This is a genomic window from Candidatus Nanopelagicales bacterium (assembly GCA_037045355.1).
GTDB lineage: Bacteria > Actinomycetota > Actinomycetes > S36-B12.
Genome location: JBAOHO010000009.1, coordinates 158,406 through 176,488 on the forward strand (window position 1 = coordinate 158,406; position 18,083 = coordinate 176,488).

The 18,083-nt window shown below is 66.5% G+C and carries 19 protein-coding genes; 18 read left to right on the plus strand and 1 reads right to left on the minus strand.

Annotated elements, in window-relative coordinates; translation table 11 throughout:
- Positions 1-26: 26 nt before the first annotated feature.
- Positions 27-1,667, minus strand: a complete 1,641-nt coding sequence (locus V9E98_03375) for an alpha-amylase family glycosyl hydrolase (GenBank protein ID MEI2716029.1) — start codon at positions 1,665-1,667, stop codon at positions 27-29.
- 183 nt (positions 1,668-1,850) lie between these two features.
- Between V9E98_03375 and V9E98_03380 the strand changes: the two genes are divergently transcribed.
- From V9E98_03380 to rpsB, 18 genes are all read left to right on the plus strand, one after another.
- The gene (locus V9E98_03380) at positions 1,851-3,188 is read left to right on the plus strand and encodes an ammonium transporter (protein ID MEI2716030.1); all 1,338 of its coding nucleotides are present in this window, start codon (positions 1,851-1,853) and stop codon (positions 3,186-3,188) included.
- Positions 3,185-3,523, plus strand: a complete 339-nt coding sequence (locus V9E98_03385) for a P-II family nitrogen regulator (GenBank protein MEI2716031.1) — start codon at positions 3,185-3,187, stop codon at positions 3,521-3,523. The genes V9E98_03380 and V9E98_03385 overlap by 4 nt, the downstream gene beginning before the upstream one ends.
- Positions 3,524-3,532: 9 nt before the next feature.
- The gene (locus tag V9E98_03390; GenBank protein ID MEI2716032.1) at positions 3,533-5,914 is read left to right on the plus strand and encodes a [protein-PII] uridylyltransferase; all 2,382 of its coding nucleotides are present in this window, start codon (positions 3,533-3,535) and stop codon (positions 5,912-5,914) included.
- Between the two features lie 48 nt (positions 5,915-5,962).
- Positions 5,963-7,486 (plus strand): signal recognition particle protein, encoded by a 1,524-nt coding sequence (gene ffh, locus V9E98_03395; GenBank protein ID MEI2716033.1) that lies wholly within the window; start codon positions 5,963-5,965, stop codon positions 7,484-7,486.
- A 150-nt stretch (positions 7,487-7,636) separates the two neighbouring features.
- Entirely contained in the window at positions 7,637-8,260 is a 624-nt protein-coding gene (rpsP, locus tag V9E98_03400) for a 30S ribosomal protein S16 (protein MEI2716034.1), read from the plus strand.
- 1 nt (position 8,261) lies between these two features.
- Positions 8,262-8,501, plus strand: coding sequence for an RNA-binding protein (locus tag V9E98_03405; protein ID MEI2716035.1), 240 nt, complete (start codon positions 8,262-8,264; stop codon positions 8,499-8,501).
- A 1-nt stretch (position 8,502) separates the two neighbouring features.
- Positions 8,503-9,021: a ribosome maturation factor RimM gene (gene rimM, locus V9E98_03410; GenBank protein ID MEI2716036.1), complete on the plus strand. Its 519-nt coding sequence runs from the start codon at positions 8,503-8,505 to the stop codon at positions 9,019-9,021.
- A 2-nt stretch (positions 9,022-9,023) separates the two neighbouring features.
- A complete protein-coding gene (trmD, locus tag V9E98_03415; GenBank protein MEI2716037.1) occupies positions 9,024-9,731 on the plus strand; it encodes a tRNA (guanosine(37)-N1)-methyltransferase TrmD in 708 nt (235 codons plus the stop codon).
- A gap of 177 nt (positions 9,732-9,908) precedes the next feature.
- The gene (gene rplS, locus V9E98_03420) at positions 9,909-10,259 is read left to right on the plus strand and encodes a 50S ribosomal protein L19 (GenBank protein MEI2716038.1); all 351 of its coding nucleotides are present in this window, start codon (positions 9,909-9,911) and stop codon (positions 10,257-10,259) included.
- 72 nt (positions 10,260-10,331) lie between these two features.
- Positions 10,332-11,033, plus strand: a complete 702-nt coding sequence (lepB, locus tag V9E98_03425) for a signal peptidase I (protein MEI2716039.1) — start codon at positions 10,332-10,334, stop codon at positions 11,031-11,033.
- Positions 11,034-11,128: 95 nt separating this feature from the next.
- The gene (locus V9E98_03430) at positions 11,129-11,845 is read left to right on the plus strand and encodes a ribonuclease HII (protein ID MEI2716040.1); all 717 of its coding nucleotides are present in this window, start codon (positions 11,129-11,131) and stop codon (positions 11,843-11,845) included.
- 45 nt (positions 11,846-11,890) lie between these two features.
- Positions 11,891-12,250, plus strand: a complete 360-nt coding sequence (locus tag V9E98_03435) for a YraN family protein (GenBank protein ID MEI2716041.1) — start codon at positions 11,891-11,893, stop codon at positions 12,248-12,250.
- A complete protein-coding gene (locus tag V9E98_03440; protein MEI2716042.1) occupies positions 12,250-13,752 on the plus strand; it encodes a YifB family Mg chelatase-like AAA ATPase in 1,503 nt (500 codons plus the stop codon). Before V9E98_03435 ends, V9E98_03440 begins: the two co-directional genes overlap by 1 nt.
- Complete coding sequence (gene dprA / locus V9E98_03445) at positions 13,749-14,423, plus strand: DNA-processing protein DprA (GenBank protein ID MEI2716043.1); 675 nt, start codon at positions 13,749-13,751, stop codon at positions 14,421-14,423. Before V9E98_03440 ends, dprA begins: the two co-directional genes overlap by 4 nt.
- A gap of 98 nt (positions 14,424-14,521) precedes the next feature.
- Positions 14,522-15,427 (plus strand): tyrosine recombinase XerC, encoded by a 906-nt coding sequence (locus V9E98_03450; protein ID MEI2716044.1) that lies wholly within the window; start codon positions 14,522-14,524, stop codon positions 15,425-15,427.
- Positions 15,402-16,217, plus strand: coding sequence for an RNA polymerase sigma factor WhiG (gene whiG, locus V9E98_03455; GenBank protein MEI2716045.1), 816 nt, complete (start codon positions 15,402-15,404; stop codon positions 16,215-16,217). The genes V9E98_03450 and whiG overlap by 26 nt, the downstream gene beginning before the upstream one ends.
- 85 nt (positions 16,218-16,302) lie before the next feature.
- Positions 16,303-16,776: a M23 family metallopeptidase gene (locus V9E98_03460; protein ID MEI2716046.1), complete on the plus strand. Its 474-nt coding sequence runs from the start codon at positions 16,303-16,305 to the stop codon at positions 16,774-16,776.
- A 284-nt stretch (positions 16,777-17,060) separates the two neighbouring features.
- Positions 17,061-18,071, plus strand: a complete 1,011-nt coding sequence (gene rpsB / locus V9E98_03465; protein ID MEI2716047.1) for a 30S ribosomal protein S2 — start codon at positions 17,061-17,063, stop codon at positions 18,069-18,071.
- The last annotated feature ends 12 nt before the right edge of the window (positions 18,072-18,083 follow it).

The following is an 18,083-nucleotide window of genomic DNA, read 5'->3' on the forward strand; positions in this document are numbered from 1 at the left end:
CTTCCGTCGCGGTTCGGAGTTGGCCATCAGCGCGGTCGGGTGCGGCGCACGATGATGGCGGAGTCCGGGGGCAACCCGATGGTGCCACCGGCGCATGTCGCGCCGCCACACTCCAGCAGCAGCTCGGCGCTCACTGCGCGCACTTCCACCGCTCGGGATCCGAAGTTCGCGAACACCGCAGTTTGATCGACCGCGTCACCCGCTCCCGAGTCGGTACGACGGAACCCCAGGACATCGTCCGGCAGCCCCGCGATCAGGTCCAGTGACCCGATTCGCAGAGATGGCGACGACCGACGAAGGGCGAACAGGTGTCGATACAGGCTGAGCAACGAGTCAGGATCGTCTTCCTCGTCGGCGACATTGACGAAGGAGTGGTCCGGGTTGACCGGAAGCCACGGCCGCACTGACTCGGGACAGAATCCGGCGTTGGCGGATGCGTCCCACTGCATCGGCGTGCGTACCTCGTCGCGGTTCAGTCTCTCGGCCATGCGCCGGTTGAGCGCCTCCGGTACCCAGCGGGCGAAGCGTGCGGCCACCGGGTCCAAGGCCCCCGCCATGGGCAGGTACGTGTTGGACATACCGAGTTCCTGCCCCATGTACAGCGTCGGCACGCCTCGGACCGTGAGCTGTATGACGGCCAGCACCTTGGCTTTGGCGAGGTCGCCGCCGACCCGGTCGATGGATCGGGACCGGTCGTGGTTCTCCAAGACGTAGGTCGGCTGCATGGGGGCCGGGAAAGCCGACTCGAACCGGGCGATGGTGTCTCGGAACCACTGGGCGTCATAGGTGTAGAGCAGGAAATCGAAGAGGAACACCAGGTCGAGGCCGGCGCCGTCGGCGTGATACTCGCGTAGCACCTCGGGTGAACCGAACACCTCGCCCAGAAGGATCCGCTCCGGTTCGCCGTACTCGGCGCACACCGCATGAAGGTCCTGAGCCAGGCTGATGTTGTCCGGCGTGTTCTCTGTGTTGTCGCGGCGCCACAATCGCGGATACCCGGTCGACTTGCGTGGGGCGAAAGGGTTGTCCCGCAGCTCGGGGTCTTTCATGATCTGGCCGAAGATGTCCAACCGGAAGCCATCGACGCTGCGATCCAACCAGAAGCGGACCGCCGCGAACATGGCCTCCCGAACCTCGGGATTGCGCCAGTTGAGGTCAGGTTGGAAGGGCAAGAACGTGGCCATGTAGAACTGGTCCCGTTCTGCAGACCACTGCCAGGCCGAGTCGATCTCGAGTGCCGAGCGCCAGTTGTTGGGCGGCCGGCGGCCGTCACGACCCCGACCGTCGGCCCAGATGTACCAGTCCGACTTGGGGTTGTCTCGCGACCCCTTGGAGCGCAAGAACCACGGATGCTGGTCGGAGGTGTGGTTGAGCACGAGATCGAACATGATCTTCATCCCGCGGCGGTGGACCTGCTCGATCAGCTCCTCTGCGACGGCAACCGAGCCGTATTCAGGGGCGACATCCGTGTAGTCGGTCACGTCGTAACCGAAGTCCTCCTGAGGGCTGTTGAAGAACGGGGACACCCACACCGTCTCGACTCCGAGGTCCGCGATGTAGTTCAAGCGCTCGATCACTCCTGCGAGATCTCCGATGCCGTCGGCGTCCGAATCCGCGAAGGAGCGGGGGTACACCTGATAGATGCTCGTTCCGTGCCACCACGTCATGGATTCATCCTGCCGGTCTGGCTGTCCGGAGTCGTGCGCTGACCGGACGAAACATGACTGTAACGAGGAAGCGGAATTCGTCACGGGCCTGAAACGCTTCCGCGCCGACTGTCGAAACAGCGGGCGACAACTCTGACGTCATCCCTGGGGACAGTCCCTGGAGGGAACGAAGGGAGCACGGCGATGGAAGAATCGCTGCTGAACACAGGTGACACAGCCTGGGTTCTCACCAGTGCTGCTCTTGTCCTGCTCATGCTGCCGGGCCTGGCCCTTTTCTACGGTGGCATGACGCGATCCAAGAGCACACTCAACATGATGATGATGGTCTTCGGAGCCACGTTCCTCGTGGGCGTCCTGTGGGTCATCTTCGGCTACTCGATCACGTTCGGAACAGATGGTGGCAGTGGGTTCTGGGGCAACCCGACCGAGTACCTCGGCCTCGAGTCACTGATGACAGACGACCCCGAAGCCGCACTTCCGGCCATGGCGTTCGTGGCGTTCCAGGCGATGTTCGCGGCCATCACGGTGGCGCTGATCGCCGGTGCCATCGCGGACCGCGCCAAGTTCGGAGTGTGGCTGATCTTCGCCGGCATCTGGGCGACGATCGTCTACTTCCCCGTCGCGCACTGGGTGTGGAGTGCGGGGGGCTGGATCTTCGAAGGCCTCGGCCCGCTCAACGGGACCCCGGCGATCGACTTCGCCGGTGGTACTGCGGTGCACATCAACGCGGGCGTCGCGGGTCTCGCGCTGGCGATCATCCTCGGTAAGCGTCTTGGGTGGCCCAAGACCCCCATGAAGCCGCACAACCTGACGCTGGTGATGTTGGGCGCCGGTCTGCTGTGGTTCGGCTGGTTCGGATTCAACGCGGGGTCTGCCCTCTCCGCCGGCAATACCGCCGCAGTCGTGTTCTTGAACACCTTCGCGGCGACCTGCGCGGCAGCGATCGGCTGGCTGTTGGTGGAGCGCTTCCGCGACGGGCATGCGACCAGCCTCGGTGCTGCCTCCGGCGTTGTCGCCGGCCTGGTGGCCATCACACCGGCGTGTTCCGCGGTCAGCCCCATGGGGGCGCTGATCCTCGGTCTGATCGCCGGCGTGCTGTGCGCCCTCGCGGTCGGGCTGAAGTACAAGTTGGGATACGACGATTCACTCGACGTGGTGGGTGTTCACCTCGTCGGTGGGCTGGTCGGGACCTTGCTCATCGGCTTCCTGGCCACCGAGGCCGCGCCGGCCGGGGTGAATGGGCTGTTCTACGGCGGAGGCACGACGCAACTGGCCAGCCAGGCCATCGCGGCGTTCGCGGTTCTCGCGTTCTCCTTCATCGTGACTCTCGTCATCGCCAAGATCCTCGATCTGGTGATCGGCTTCCGGGTCACGGAGGACGATGAGGTCGCCGGTGTCGATCGCACGATCCACGCCGAGACGGCCTACGAACTGTCCGAGACGGGCGCAGGCGGCCAGTTCGCCGGCCTCAGTGCACACAGCGCCGCCAAGGCGCAGAAAGAGATCGAGGTGAAGGCATGAAGCTCGTCACTGCAGTGATCAAGCCGTTCAAGTTGGAAGAGGTGAAGTCGGCGCTGGAGGCCTATGGGATCCACGGGCTGACGGTCTCCGAAGCCAGCGGCTATGGCAGGCAGAAAGGCCACACTGAGGTCTACCGCGGGGCGGAGTACACCGTCGACCTTGTACCCAAGATCCGGGTGGAGGTGCTCGTCGACTCCGACGACGCCGAGTCTGTGGTCGACGTCATCGTGAAGACGGCCCAGACCGGCCGGATCGGTGACGGCAAGGTGTGGACCACCCCCGTCGACACCGTGGTGCGGGTGCGCACCGGTGAACGCGGCGTGGACGCCCTTTAAGGAACAGCGGTGCAGGTCGACGGAACAGTGAGCGCTACGGCCGACACGGCCGAGGCCACCACACATTTCGTCACATCCCGTGCCGAGTTGCTGCGGCGCCCCGGACCACCGAGTCCGGGGCGCCGTCGCGCGCTCGTGGCCCTGACTGACGAGTGGCTCCAAGAGGTGTTCCGGCTGGCCGGGGGGACCGCTCGGCGCGCGGCACTTGTCGCGATCGGCGGGTACGGGCGCGGTGAACTGTCGGTCGGCAGTGACCTGGATCTCCTTCTTCTGCACGATGGTTCGGTCGGGGATCTCCCCGACCGGATCTGGTACCCGGTCTGGGACAGCAAGATCCGCCTGGACCACTCGGTGCGCACCTTGTCCGAGGCCCGCCGGCTGGCCGCGCGCGACCTGAAGGTCGTGCTCGGACTGCTCGATGCCCGAGCAGTGGCCGGTGACGAGTTGCTGGTGGAGCGATTGGTCAGTTCGATCCGATCCGACTGGCGCGGCTTCGCTCCCAAACGGATTGAGGAACTGCGCGCATCCGTCGACGAACGGCGGGAGCGTCAAGGTGAAGTCGCGCATCTTCTTGAGCCGGATCTCAAGGAGTCCTACGGCGGTCTTCGTGACGTCACCGTGCTGCGCGCGATCGCGGCCGGTTGGCTCACAGACATCCCGCACGCGGAGATGGAGCCGGCGACAGGGCTGCTCCTGGATACTCGGGATGCGCTTCACATGCGCACCGGGCGGCACTCCGACCGGCTGATCATGCAAGAACAGGATGGGGTGGCAGCCGTCCTGGGGTGCCCCGACTCCGACGCACTGATGCGTTCGGTCTCCGCTGCCGGGCGTTTGGTCGCACATGCGAGCGACACCACCTGGTACCGCGTCGCCCGGGTGACGCGCCGCTCCGCGCGCCGCCCGTTCCGTCGCCTCAGTGGCCGCGGCGACCGCTCTCCACTGGCCGACGGTGTCGTGATGCAGCACGGTGAAGCGGTCCTGGCCGCCGAAGCGCGCCCCGCCCGCGACCCCCTGCTGTTGCTGCGGGCCGCCGCCGCCGCGGCTCAGGCAGGGGTGCATCTCGCCCCCCATGCCGTTGTGCGCTTGGCCACCGAGTCCGCCCCGATGCCGGTGCCATGGCCAGCCTCGGCGCGAGACTCGCTGGTATCGCTACTCGGTGCAGGACGCGCGACACTGCCTGTTTGGGAAGCCTTGGATCAGGCCGGCGCCATCGGTCCGCTGATTCCGGGTTGGGATGTGGTCCGAAGCGCACCGCAGCGCAATCCGGTGCATAGATTCACGGTGGACCGGCACCTCGTCGAGACGGCCATCCAGGCGTCGAAGTACCAACGCGACGTTCAGCGTCCTGACCTGCTGATGGTGGCGGCGCTTCTGCATGACATCGGTAAGGGTCGACCCGGGCGGGATCACACCGAGGCCGGGGTGGAACAAGTCCAAGTCATCGCACCCCAGTTGGGATTCGATGACGCCGACACTCGAACCCTCGTCACTTTGGTGCAGCACCACCTGCTGCTGCCGGAGACCGCCACCAGGCGAGATCCTGAGGACCCGGTCACCGTCCAGCGCGTGGTCGATGCTGTCGGCGATAGGGAGACTCTGGAGTTGCTCTTCGCGTTGACCCGGGCCGACGCTCAGGCGACAGGTCCTGCCGCCTGGAGTGAGTGGCGAGCCGCGTTGATGACGGACCTCGTCCATCGTGCTCGCAGCGTGCTTGCCGGCGAGCCTGGCCCGACCGGCGACACGCTCACCCCGGAACAGGAGGAACTCCTGCAAACCGGACGTACCGACGTCATGGTGGGGGCGGACGCCCCCGGCAGCATGATCACCGTCACCGTGACAGCACCCGATCGCATCGGCTTGCTGGCCACTGTCGCCGGAGTCCTCGCCGCCAACCGCCTCGACGTACGAGCGGCCCGAGCCACAGGTGCCGCTGGGATGGCGTTGTCGCAGTGGACCGTCGATCCCGGTTTCAGTGGTCGGCCCGCTACCGAGCGATTGCGTGAGGACCTGCGGCGAGCGCTGTCCGGCGCTCTCGACCTCCCTGCGTTGCTCGACAAGCGCGAGAAGTCCTATCGCGATCGTGGCGAGATCTTGGCGCTGGACCCCCGCGTGGAGGTCGTGGCCGACGCGTCCGAACGTGCCGTTGTGGTCGAGGTCCGCACTTACGACCGACCGGGGGCGCTGTATCGGCTCGCCACCGCGATCGCCGAGGCGGGACTCGACATCATCGGGGCGCGAGCCGATTCGCTGGGATCAAACGTGATCGATGTGTTCTACCTTCGTGACGCAGAGGGTGCCCGACCCGCTCCCGACCGGGTCACGGACCTGGTGGCCCGCCTCACCGAAGTCGCCCGAGCAGATTCGACTCCCGCCGTGGCGCCCGCGTGAGGGTAGGCTGGGCCCTCGTATCTGCCTCCGCATTCTGAGGATTCCGACTTGTTCGCGTCACTGTCCGATCGTCTGACCGCCACGTTCAAGAACCTCCGCGGGAAGGGTCGGTTGTCCGAGGAGGACATCGACACCACCGTCCGCGAGATCCGACTGGCGCTGCTCGACGCCGACGTCGCCCTCCCAGTGGTCCGAGCCTTCTGCGCCCGCGTCAAGGAGAGGGCCCTGGATGTCGAGGTCTCCAAGGCGCTGAACCCCGGCCAGCAGGTCGTCAAGATCGTCAACGAGGAACTCATCGCCATCCTGGGCGGCGACACCCGACGGCTGCGTTTCGCCAAGACCCCGCCCACGGTGATCATGCTGGCCGGGCTACAGGGGGCGGGCAAAACCACGCTTGCGGGCAAGTTGGCTCGATATCTGAAGGACCAGGGGCACCAGCCGATGCTCGTGGCGGCCGACCTGCAACGACCCAACGCCGTCGATCAACTGCAGATCGTGGGGGAACGCGCCGACGTCGTGGTCTATGCGCCCGAACCGGGGAACGGGGTCGGCGACCCCGTGGACGTGTCCCGCCGGGCGATGCGCGAGGCGGAACTCAAACTGCACGACATCGTCATCGTCGACACGGCGGGCCGTCTGGCGATCGACACCGAACTCATGCAGCAGTTGCGCGACATCCGCGACACCGTCCACCCCGACGAAGTGCTGCTCGTGGTCGACGCCATGATCGGCCAGGACGCCGTCAACACAGCCGTCCTGTTCAACGAACAGGTCGGGTTCGATGGCGCCGTTCTCACCAAGCTCGATGGCGACGCCCGCGGTGGTGCCGCGTTGTCCATCGTGGGGGTCACCGGTCGTCCGATCATGTTCGCCTCGACGGGGGAGAAGGTCACCGACTTCGAGACCTTCCATCCGGATCGCATGGCCGGGCGCATCCTCGACATGGGCGACGTCCTCAGCCTGATCGAGCAGGCTGAGCGTGTCTTCGACGCCGAGCAGGCGCAACGCATGGCCGGCAAGGTGGAGCGCGGTGAGGACTTCACCCTCAACGACTTCCTCGAGCAGATGCAGGCCGTCAAGAAGATGGGGTCGTTGTCCAAGCTGCTCGGAATGCTGCCCGGCATGGGCGAAGTGAAGGATCAACTCGAGTCCTTGGACGACCGCGAGATCGATCGGGTGGCGGCCATCATCCAGTCCATGACCCCGGCCGAGCGGCAGGATCCGAAGATCCTCAATGGCTCCCGACGGGCCCGGATCGCTCGTGGAGCCGGTGTCGAGGTCAAGAACATCAATGCGTTGGTCGAACGTTTCGGCGAGGCGCAGAAGATGATGCGGCAGATGCGCAGTGGCAAGGGCCCTGGGCTTCCCGGCATGCCGACCATGCCGGGCGTCGGTGGCGGCAAGAAGTCGAGGGGCCGATCTGGCGGCAAGGCGAAGGCCAAGAAGGGTCGCTCCGGCAATCCCGCCAAACGGGCCGAACAAGAAGCTGCCGCAGCATCGGGGCGCCCGCTGGTCGATCCGGAGTCACTGGAACTCCCCTCCCAGTTCAAGGATCTGCTCGGGCGGCAGTGAAGTTGGGGCTCCCGGGGCTTTCTGGCACACTGGTGCGGTTGGTCGTCCGGACCCTCTCAACCGGATGACCGGGCTCCCCAGGACCCGCGCACCGAACCCCACTCGGTGTTACCGGCCCTGATCCCACCATCGACAGGAGTAACAACAGCCGTGGCTGTCAAGATCAAGTTGAAGCGGATCGGAAAGACCCGCGTCCCGCAGTACCGCATCGTCATCGCCGATGCCCGCACCGCCCGTGGCGGTCGCGCCATCGAGGAACTGGGCATCTACCAGCCCAAGCAGAACCCGAGTCTGATCAGAGTCGACTCCGAGCGGGTGCAGTACTGGTTGTCGGTCGGCGCCCAGCCCACCGAGCCCGTCATGGCCATCCTCAAGGTCACCGGCGACTGGCAGAAGTTCAAGGGTGAGCCCGGCGCCGAGGGGACCCTCCAGGTCGCCGAACCCAAGGTGGATCGCAAGGCGGTCTTCGCCGCCGCCGCCGCTGAGGCAGTCGGTGAGAAGGACCGACTGGACGAGGTCAAGTCGCGCGCCGCGGCCAAGGCGGCCGAGGCCCGCGAGGCCGCGAAGGGTGACCAGTCCGAGGCATCTGACGACGCTGCGGCCGCAGCGTCGGACGCCGGGGATGCTGCCGCCGAGACCTCGGCTGCACCCGAGAGTTCCTCGGCCACCGAAGACTCCTCGGCTGCCGTGGCGTCCGCGGCCGCCGAAGAGTCCCAATCAGAGCAGCAGCCTGAGGCAGCCGCGACCCCGGCGTCGTCGGACGAGGCGAGCTGACATGCTCGCCGAGGCGCTTGAGCACCTGGTCCGGGGCATCGTCGACAATCCGGACGATGTCTCCGTCAAGGAACGCACGCATCGTCGCGGCATGACCTTGAAGGTGCGAGTGCATCCTGGCGACATGGGTCGGGTCATCGGCAAAGCCGGGCGCACCGCGACCGCCCTGCGGACCGTGGTCTCGTCGCTCGCGGGTCGCGATGGAGTTCGCATCGACTTCGTGGATACCACCGAGCACTGACGTGTGGGTGCGCGTTGCGCGGATCGGTAAGCCGTTCGGCGTGAGAGGGCAGGTCACGGTCCAGGTCTTCACCGACGAACCCGACGCGCGGTTCACCACGGGCGTCGAGTTGGCCCGTTCCGACGCCGGTGCCGATCCCGTGACGGTGCTGTCCGCGCAGTGCATGGGCACGCGGTGGGTGCTCTCCTTCGTCGGCATCGACGACCGCAACGCCGCGGAGGAGCTGCGCGGAACCGAACTCTTCGCACCGGCCGTGACTGCCGCCGGCGAGGACGAGTGGTTCGACTGGCAGCTCCTCGATCAGCCCTGCGTCGATCCGACCGGATCAGAGCTCGGTCGAGTCGTGGCGGTCGAACATCTTCCTGCACACGACCTGCTCGTGGTCCGCACGCGGACGGGCCAGGACGTTCGCGTGCCGTTCGTGAGCGCCATAGTGCCGCAGGTAACCGGTCGGGCTGTGGTCATCGATCCGCCTGACGGGTTGTTCGCAGCTGAAGGCGCCGACGGTGGGATCGACTGATCGTGCGCATCGACATCGTCAGCATCTTCCCTGAGTACCTGGCGCCGTTGCGACTGTCGCTCGTCGGTCGGGCGATCGAGGGCGGTCTCGTCGATCTCCATGTACACGATTTGCGCTCCACCACCACGGACCGGCATCGCACCGTCGATGACACGCCGTTCGGTGGTGGTCCGGGAATGGTGATGATGGCCCAGCCCTGGGGTCTCGCGCTCGACCCGCTCGTGACGGACAGGGGCGCGGTCGTTGTTGTCCCGACTCCTTCTGGACGACTCTTCACGCAGCGCGAGGCGGCGTCGCTCGTAGGCCGCGAACACCTGATCCTCGCCTGTGGCCGGTATGAAGGCATCGACGACCGAGTCTGGCTGCACTACCGAGATCAGGGGATAGAAGTCCGGGAGTTGTCCATCGGCGATTACGTCCTGGCCGGGGGAGAGGCTGCGGCGTTGGTGATCGTCGAGGCCGTGGTACGCCTGCTCCCTGGAGTGCTCGGCAACGATGAGTCGGCCGACGACGATTCCTTCGCTCCGGATCGATCGGCGGCGCTCGAAGGCCCCAACTACACGAAGCCACGCGAATGGCGAGGGCTGTCCGTTCCGGAGGTGCTGCTCAGTGGCGATCACGCCCGGATCGCAGCTTGGCGCGGGCACCAGTCGTTGCTGCGCACTCGCACGAACCGGCCGGATCTGGAGTCGGGTCATCCCGACCAGTGACCGCGCCGGTTGGGCAGACGTGGCTCCGCCCGGGTTTGGCCGCCGGCCTCCCAGTCGGGCATACTGCCAAGGACGTGGCCCCAGCCCCGGCCCTGCCACAGGGGAGCCGGATCAGCCCGCCGCGGTCCCATCACCCACAGCGTGGGCGACCTGTGGCGCCTGCAGAGAGAGTGCAACATGCGCAAGCTCGATTTCGTCGACGATGTGTCGCTGCGCAGCGACCTCCCCGATTTCCGCCCCGGCGACACCGTCAAGGTGCACGTGAAGGTCATCGAAGGCACCCGATCACGCATCCAGGTTTTCCAGGGCGTCGTACTCGCCCGCAGCGGTGCCGGCCTGCGCGAGACATTCACCGTGCGCAAGGTGTCCTTCGGCACCGGAGTCGAGCGCCGCTTCCCCCTGCACTCGCCGATCATCGACAAGATCGAGGTCGTCAGTCGGGGTGACGTTCGGCGCGCGAAGCTCTACTACCTGCGCGATCGTCGCGGCAAGGCCGCCAAGATCCGGGAGAAGCGCGAAAACGTCTGAGCGGCCTGACGGTAGGTCTGATCGGCCGGACGGTAGGGTCGTCTCGAGGTGACAGCGACGGAGGAACTCCCGGTGCCCAGACAGCGTGAGAAGGAGTCCCACAAACTTCCGCTCTGGCTGGAGATGCCGCTGGTCATCGTGGTCGCTGTGCTCCTGGCCTTCGCGGTCAAGACCTTTCTCGTCCAGATCTTCTACATCCCCTCGGGATCGATGGAGAACACACTCCTCGTCGGCGACCGGGTGGCCGTCAATCGACTCGCCTACCGTCTGGGGGAGCCCGCTCGTGGCGACGTCATCGTCTTTGATGGCGTGGATTCGTTCGTTCCGGCCGACCAGGCTCCGCCCTCCGAGGGTCCGATCGAAGGTCTCCTGACCGAACTCGGGCGCACAGTCGGTGTTGTTCCCCCGCCCGACACCGTCTTCGTCAAGCGCGTCATCGGGGTCGGGGGCGACCGCGTCGTGTGCTGCGACGACAAGGGTCGGATCGAGGTCAACGGGCAGCCCATCGGTGAGCCCTATCTGTACCCGGGTGACAAGCCCAGCAGTACCCGTTTCGACGTCAAGGTCCCGCAGGGGAAGTTGTGGGTCATGGGCGATCACCGCTCTGCCTCTGCGGACAGCCGCGCGCACATGGGCGAGCCGGGTGGGGGATTCGTTCCGGTCGATCGTGCTCTGGGCCGCGCATTCGCGGTCATCTGGCCCCAGGCGCAATGGCAGATGCTGTCGACTCCGCCATGGGCGGAGAAACTCAACCAGGAGAGTCCCAACTCCTGACTTTCCAGAACCTGGATTACTCCTGAGGTTCCTGAACCCGGATTCCTGCGCCACCCTCACCCGGTTGGCTCCCACCGGAGCGATAGCCTGACCCGATGCGGCCGACGTTGCGCTTCGAGAGGGACCTCTTGCGCCGGGGGCACGCGACCGTCGCAGGAATCGACGAAGTGGGCCGCGGTGCCATCGCCGGTCCTGTGGCCGTCGGCGTCGTCGTGATCGACGGCCGTACCCGGACCGCTCCGAAGGGTCTGCGGGATTCGAAACTTCTATCGCCCGCGCAAAGGCAGTCGCTCGACCCACGCCTGCGCCGGTGGTCGTTGGAGCACGCGGTCGGAAGCTCCGGTCCCGACGAGATCGACCGCTGGGGGCTGATCACCGCGCTCCGGCTCGCTGCGTTGCGTGCGCTGGAACAAGTAGGCTCCATCGGCGCGGTCATCCTCGACGGCTCACACGACTGGCTGACAGCTCCGGCGCAGTCCGAACTCGACCTTGGACCTGCGATCCCCTGGCCGCGTGTCAGCGTTCCGATCGTTCATCGGGTGGTCAAGGGCGATCGGTCGTGTTCGACAGTGGCGGCGGCCAGTGTCATCGCCAAGGTCACCAGGGACGCGGAGATGGGCGAACTCGCAGTCCGGGATCGCCGGTACGGCTGGGACGTCAACAAGGGCTACAGCACTGCCGACCACAATGCAGCCATCCGTCGGTGGGGGCTGTGCGAGCAGCATCGCAGGTCCTGGACGGTGGCCTCCGCTGCGTCAGTCGACCTGTCCGAATTCCACAGCCCACCCTCGCAGACCGTCGTCCCCAGTTGACGAGCCGCAAGTCGGTGTCGCACCGGCCCACCCCAGCCTGGGCCCATGACCTCAACACGGCAACGACTGGGCAGGCTCGGCGAAAATCTGGCCTGCCGCCACCTTCGTGATCTCGGCTTCCTGATCCTCGACCGCAACTGGCGGTGCAGAGACGGCGAGATCGACGTCGTCGCGCTCGATTCCGGGCAGGTCGTCATCTGTGAGGTCCGCACCCGACACGGCACGACAGCGGGCACACCCGCCGAATCCATCACGCGCAGCAAGATCAGGCGGTTGCGCAAACTGGCCTGGCAGTGGCTGCAGCATCGGGGGGCCAAGACCTCTTGGGTCCGGATCGATGTCATCGGGATCCAGATCGATGACCTCGGCCGGCACGAGATCACACACATACGTGGAGTCGAGTGATGGCCCTGGCCTGCTCACACGGAGCAGTCTGCGTTGGCCTGAGCGGACAGGTGATCGAGGTTCAGGTCCACCTGTCGAACGGCCTCCCGGGGATGACCATTGTCGGGCTGCCGGATACATCGATCAGCGAGTCCCGCGATCGAGTTCGCTCGGCGGTCGTCAACAGCGGGTTCGAGTGGCCGACCGGACGGATCACCGTAGGGCTGTCTCCGGCTTTCGAACACAAACGTGGATCGGGGCTGGATCTTGCTGTCGCGGTGGCGGTGCTGGCGGGCAACGGCGCAGTCAAGCAGGGAAAGGTCGACGGAGCGGTGTTCCTGGGGGAGCTGGGACTGGATGGCTCCGTACGACCGATCCCCGGGGCGGTCGCGATGGCTCTCGGCATCACCCGCGGGACGGGCGCGGTCGTGTACGCCGGCCCGGACACCGCCGCTCGGATCGCACGGGTTCCGGGATTACGCGTGGTCCCCGTGGCGTCACTGCGCGAGACCATCGACGTCATCCGCGGCGACCGGGCACCGACACCGGTCACCTCCGGACCTCACGTCATCGACGACGGGGGATTCCCCGAACTGTCGGATGTCGTCGGCCAACCACTGGCCTGCCGTGCTTTGGAGGTCGCAGCTGCAGGCGGTCACCATGTACTTCTGAGCGGGCCTCCGGGGGTTGGCAAAACCATGTTGGCCCAGAGGCTCCCGGGTCTTCTGCCGCCTCTCACCGACGCGCAGGTGCTGCAGGTCGCCGCAATTCGAGACGCCATCGATGGGGTGGGAACCGATGCGCTCAGCCGCGTCCCACCGTTCCAGGCGCCCCACCACACAGCGAGCCACATCGCGATGGTGGGCGGGGCCGTCGGTGGTGCGACCCGCCCCGGTCAGATCACGTTGGCTCACCACGGAGTGCTCTTCCTCGACGAGGCCCCCGAGTTCGCCCGCGCCACGCTGGAGGTGCTGCGCCAGCCACTTGAAGACGGCTACGTGAGTATCGCGCGGGCCGCGGTGAGTGAGCGGCTGCCGGCCTCTTTCCAACTTGTCCTGGCGGCGAATCCCTGTCCGTGCGGTGACGATGCGCACTGCGAGTGCACGGCCGTCGAACGCCGCCGCTACCGCGCCCGGCTCTCCGGGCCCCTACTGGATCGGATCGACCTTCGGATTCGACTGGCCCCGCCGCTCGGTACCGTCCCAGGGATGGTCAGTCACGAAGTGCGGGCCAGGGTCAGCGCGGCCCGGGCCCGCGCGCAGGAGCGGCTCACCCAACACGGGCACAGCCTCAACTCGCGAGTACCCACCGGTCTGCTACACGGCGCCCTGTCTTTGACCCCGCGCGGGCAAGCGGACCTCGACCGGTTGAGTCGCGAGGCGGGGTGGAGCCGACGTTCGAGTGATCGCCTGATCCGCGTGGCATGGAGCATCAGCGACCTGACAGGCGGCAGTCGTCCGGGCCCTGAGGAGCTGGCCGAAGCGCTGCTGTTGCGCAACCAGTCGTCGGAACTGATCCGATGAGCACGCTGATACCCGGCTGCCGGTCATGGCCGCGACAACTGGATGATCTCGAGCACGAGACGCCCCAACGCCTGTGGGTCACCGGAACCGGCGACCTCAGACTGCTGGCTCTGCGATCAGTTGCGATCGTCGGGGCTCGCACTGCCACCTCCTACGGCGTCACCGTGGCCGGTACCTTGGCGGCGAGCCTGGCTGAGGCGGGGTGGGTCACTATCTCGGGTGCGGCGTTCGGGATCGACTCGGCCGCGCACCGCGGGGCGCTGGCCGCGGGTGGCGCGACGATTGCGGTCATGGCCGGTGGCGTGGACGTTCCTGTGCCGATCTCTCATGCCGGGCTGTTGGAGCGAATCGCCGACACCGGCGCTCTGGTCTCCGATCGGTCGCCGGGTTCCCAGCCGATGAAGGGTTCGTTCCTTGCCCGGAATCGACTGATCGCAGCGTTGTCTCGCGCAACCATCGTGGTGGAAGCGGGGCACCGATCGGGGGCATTGAACACGGTGCAGTGGGCAGAGTTGCTCGGCCGCCCGGTGTTGGCGGTCCCCGGTCCGTGCACGTCTGCCATGAGTCGGGGGACCCATTCCTTGATTCGCACCGGTCGCGCGGAGCTGGTGCGCGACGTCGCGGATGTACTGGAGGCGTTGCGAGCTGATGGCCCGCCGCAGCGGGAATGAGCGGGCAGTGCGCCACCTCGAGACAAGCGGTCGTCGAAACGGTTCGCTCGGAAGGCGATTCAAGGCGCCGGAGACCCGAATCGGGGCACTATGGGCAGGTGAGAGACCACGATCGCGACGTGCTGGTTGCGTTCGCGCGTCATCTCGAACTGGAGCTGGGGCGTAGCGCCGCAACCTGTCGTGCTTACGTTTCCGATATCACCGGACTACTCGATCATGCGGAGTCGATCGGGGTCGAGCTAGGGCAGTTGGACATCCGGCTGCTGCGTAGTTGGTTGGCCGCGATGAGCGCAGGCGGAGCATCGGTGAGGTCGATGCAGCGGCGCGTGTCGTCCGTGCGTGTCTTCACATCCTGGGCCACTGAAGCCGGCGTACTGGAGGTCGACCCCGGACTGCGGTTGCAGGCGCCCGCTGCCCCTGCCCGCCTGCCCGGGGTGTTGTCGACGGAGCAGGCGGACGATCTGATGGCGGCAGCGGAAACGGCTGACGACGATCCAGTGGCAACTGCCTGTGATCGAGCGATGTTCGAACTGCTCTACGCGACCGGTATCCGCGTCTCGGAACTGTGCGGACTGGACATCGATGACATCGACTGGAACCGACACACGCTTCGGGTCACGGGCAAAGGCAACAAGCAAAGGACAGTCCCGTTCGGGTCCCCGGCCGCCACAGCGCTGGACCACTGGCTGCAGGTCGGACGACCGAGTTGGGTCGGCGCGAACTCCGGCTCGGCCGTCTTCCTCGGGCCGCGCGGGCGACGCATCGACCAACGTCGGGTCCGCGAGCGGCTGCACCGACTTCTGGCCATCATCCCCGGCATGCCGGATCTGAGTCCCCACGCTCTGAGACACTCCGCCGCCACTCATCTACTGGAAGGTGGTGCCGACCTGCGCACCGTACAAGAACTGCTCGGGCACGCTAGTCTCGCAACAACGCAGATCTACACGCACGTGTCCGTGGAACGGCTGAGGACGACCTATGAGCAGGCGCACCCCCGGGCCTGAGCGACTCGACCCCGGGACAGACGACAACGAGTTGCATCTCGCGGATCTGTGGAAGTCGTACAAGGACAATGGCGATCGGGCCACCCGGGAACGGCTGATCCTGCATTACGCACCCCTGGTGAAATACGTCGCCGGCCGCGTGGGGGTGGGTCTACCCGCCAGCGTCGACCCGGCCGACCTAGTCAGCAACGGGATGTTCGGCCTGATCGACGCTATCGAGAAGTACCAGCCGGATCGCGCGATCAAGTTCGAGACGTACGCCGTCAGTCGGATCCGCGGGGCCATCATCGACGAACTGCGCAGTTACGACTGGGTGCCCAGGTCGGTCCGCCAGAAGGCACGAGACGTGGAGGGCGCCTACCACACGCTGCAACTCGACCTGGGGCGCACTCCGACCGATGAGGAAGTGGCTGAGCGGCTCGGGATCACGGTGAAGGCCCTGCGGCAGATATTCCGGCAGGTGTCCTACGTGCACGTCGCGGCCCTCGACGAACTCCTTACTATCGGCGGCGACAAATCGGACCGCGTCAGCCTGGGTGACACGATCGCGGATGACCGCGCAGACGACCCGGTCGCACTCCTGGAGGTTGAAGAGAGGAAAGACATCCTGGGGCACGCTGTCTCCGACCTGCCCGAACGGGAGAAGATCGTCATCTCTTTGTACTACTACGAGGGAATGACCCTCGCGGAGATCGGCCAGGTTCTCGGCGTCACCGAATCGCGGGCGTGCCAGTTGCACACGAAGGCCGTCATGCAGTTGCGTGCCCAGCTCTCCCCTGAGGTGGCCTGACCGTCCCCAGGGCCGGCGGCGCCTGGCTCATCCCCGGTGCGGATCCGCAGGCGCTCGAGCGCCGCAGCTACAGCACGGTGTCCCCATGGCCTTTCTGCGCTGGACGATCCTGACCGTCGTCGTATGCCTCGCTGCCGGGATCCTCGCCGTGAATCGGGCGGCGGCGGATCCGTTCTTCCCGGTTCCCGGACCGATTGTGAATGGGTTCGACCCACCCGACGTCGACTGGCTATCGGGGCATCGAGGCCTCGACGTGGCCGCCCCCGCCGGAACGCCGATCCGAAGTCCCCGGCCTGGCACGATCACCTTCAGCGGAACAGTCGGTGGGGTCGATGTCCTCGTCGTCTCCCACGGGGTCGTGCGTTCCACCTTTCAGCCTGCCCGAGCATCCCTGCCGGTCGGCACTGAGGTTCCGGCCGGCGCCATCGTCGGCAAGGTGACAGAGGGAACCTCGCACTGCGCGTCGACGTGTCTGCATTGGGGGGCGCGGATCGACGATCGCTATGTCGATCCTCGCCTTGTGACGGGGTCGGTCACGGTTGTCCTGAGACCGCTGTGACCCGGATGGCACGCCCGAGTGACCCGGATGGCACGCCCGAGTGACCCGGATGGCACGCCCGAGTGACCCGGAAGCACACCCGAGTGATTAGTGAGGAGGCAGAACCCCGCGATACACTTCCGGCACCGGTCGTAGACCGGAATTCGCGCGCCCCGCTCGACCCGAACGGGTCACCACCGAGCATCGGTCCTCAGGGAACCTTGGTGGTGGGGTGCCAGGGCGTCGGCCACAGTGGTCCGGCGCAGGAACCGACCGCGTCCTTCGGGGCGCCGAAAGGAACGCTCGTGGCTGTCGTCACCATGCGCCAAATGCTTGAATCCGGGGTCCATTTCGGCCATCAGACGCGCCGATGGAATCCCAAGATGAAGCGCTACATCCTCACTGAGCGCAATGGCATCTACATCATCGACCTGGCCAGTTCTCTGTCCTATATCGACCGGGCCTACGAGTTCGTCAGCCAGACCGTCGCCCACGGTGGGACGATCTTGTTCGTCGGCACCAAGAAGCAGGCCCAAGAGGCCATCGCTCAACAAGCGACTCGCGTGGGCATGCCCTACGTCAACAATCGTTGGCTCGGCGGCATGCTCACGAACTTCAGCACCGTGCACCAGCGCCTCGAGCGGCTCAAGGAACTCGAGGAAATGGACTTCGATGACGTCGCGGGCTCGAGCCTGACGAAGAAGGAACTGCTGTCGCTGTCCCGCGAGAAGGACAAACTCGAACGCACCCTCGGCGGCATCCGCAACATGGAGAAGGTCCCCAGCGCGGTGTGGGTGGTCGACACCAAGAAGGAGCACATCGCCGTCAAGGAGGCCCGCAAACTGGGCATCCCGGTGATCGCCATCCTCGACACCAACTGCGACCCCGACGAGGTGGACTACCCGGTCCCCGGTAACGACGACGCGATCCGCGCCGTCGCGCTGTTGACCCGGGTCATCGCTGATGCGGCTGCCGACGGGCTGCGGGCCCGCGCAGAACGCGCCGCCGGTGGCGCCACCGACGCCGAGCCGTTGGCGGAATGGGAGGCGGAAGTGCTGACGGGCGACGCGGCTGCGGCGGAAGCCACCGCCGAGCCCATCACGGACCAGACTCACACCGAGACGCCCGAGTCGGCGCAGACCGTCGCCGAGTCGGCGCAGACGGCAGAGCCGGGCGAGCCGGTTGGGGTCGACACTTCCACCGACACCCCAGAGACCACAGCGGAGACTCCAGCGGCCGCGCCGGATGCTGCGGCACCAGCTGACGCTGAGGGATCTGAGGCAGCCGCGGCGCCTGCTGACGCCGCCCAGTCCTGACCAACCACCGAG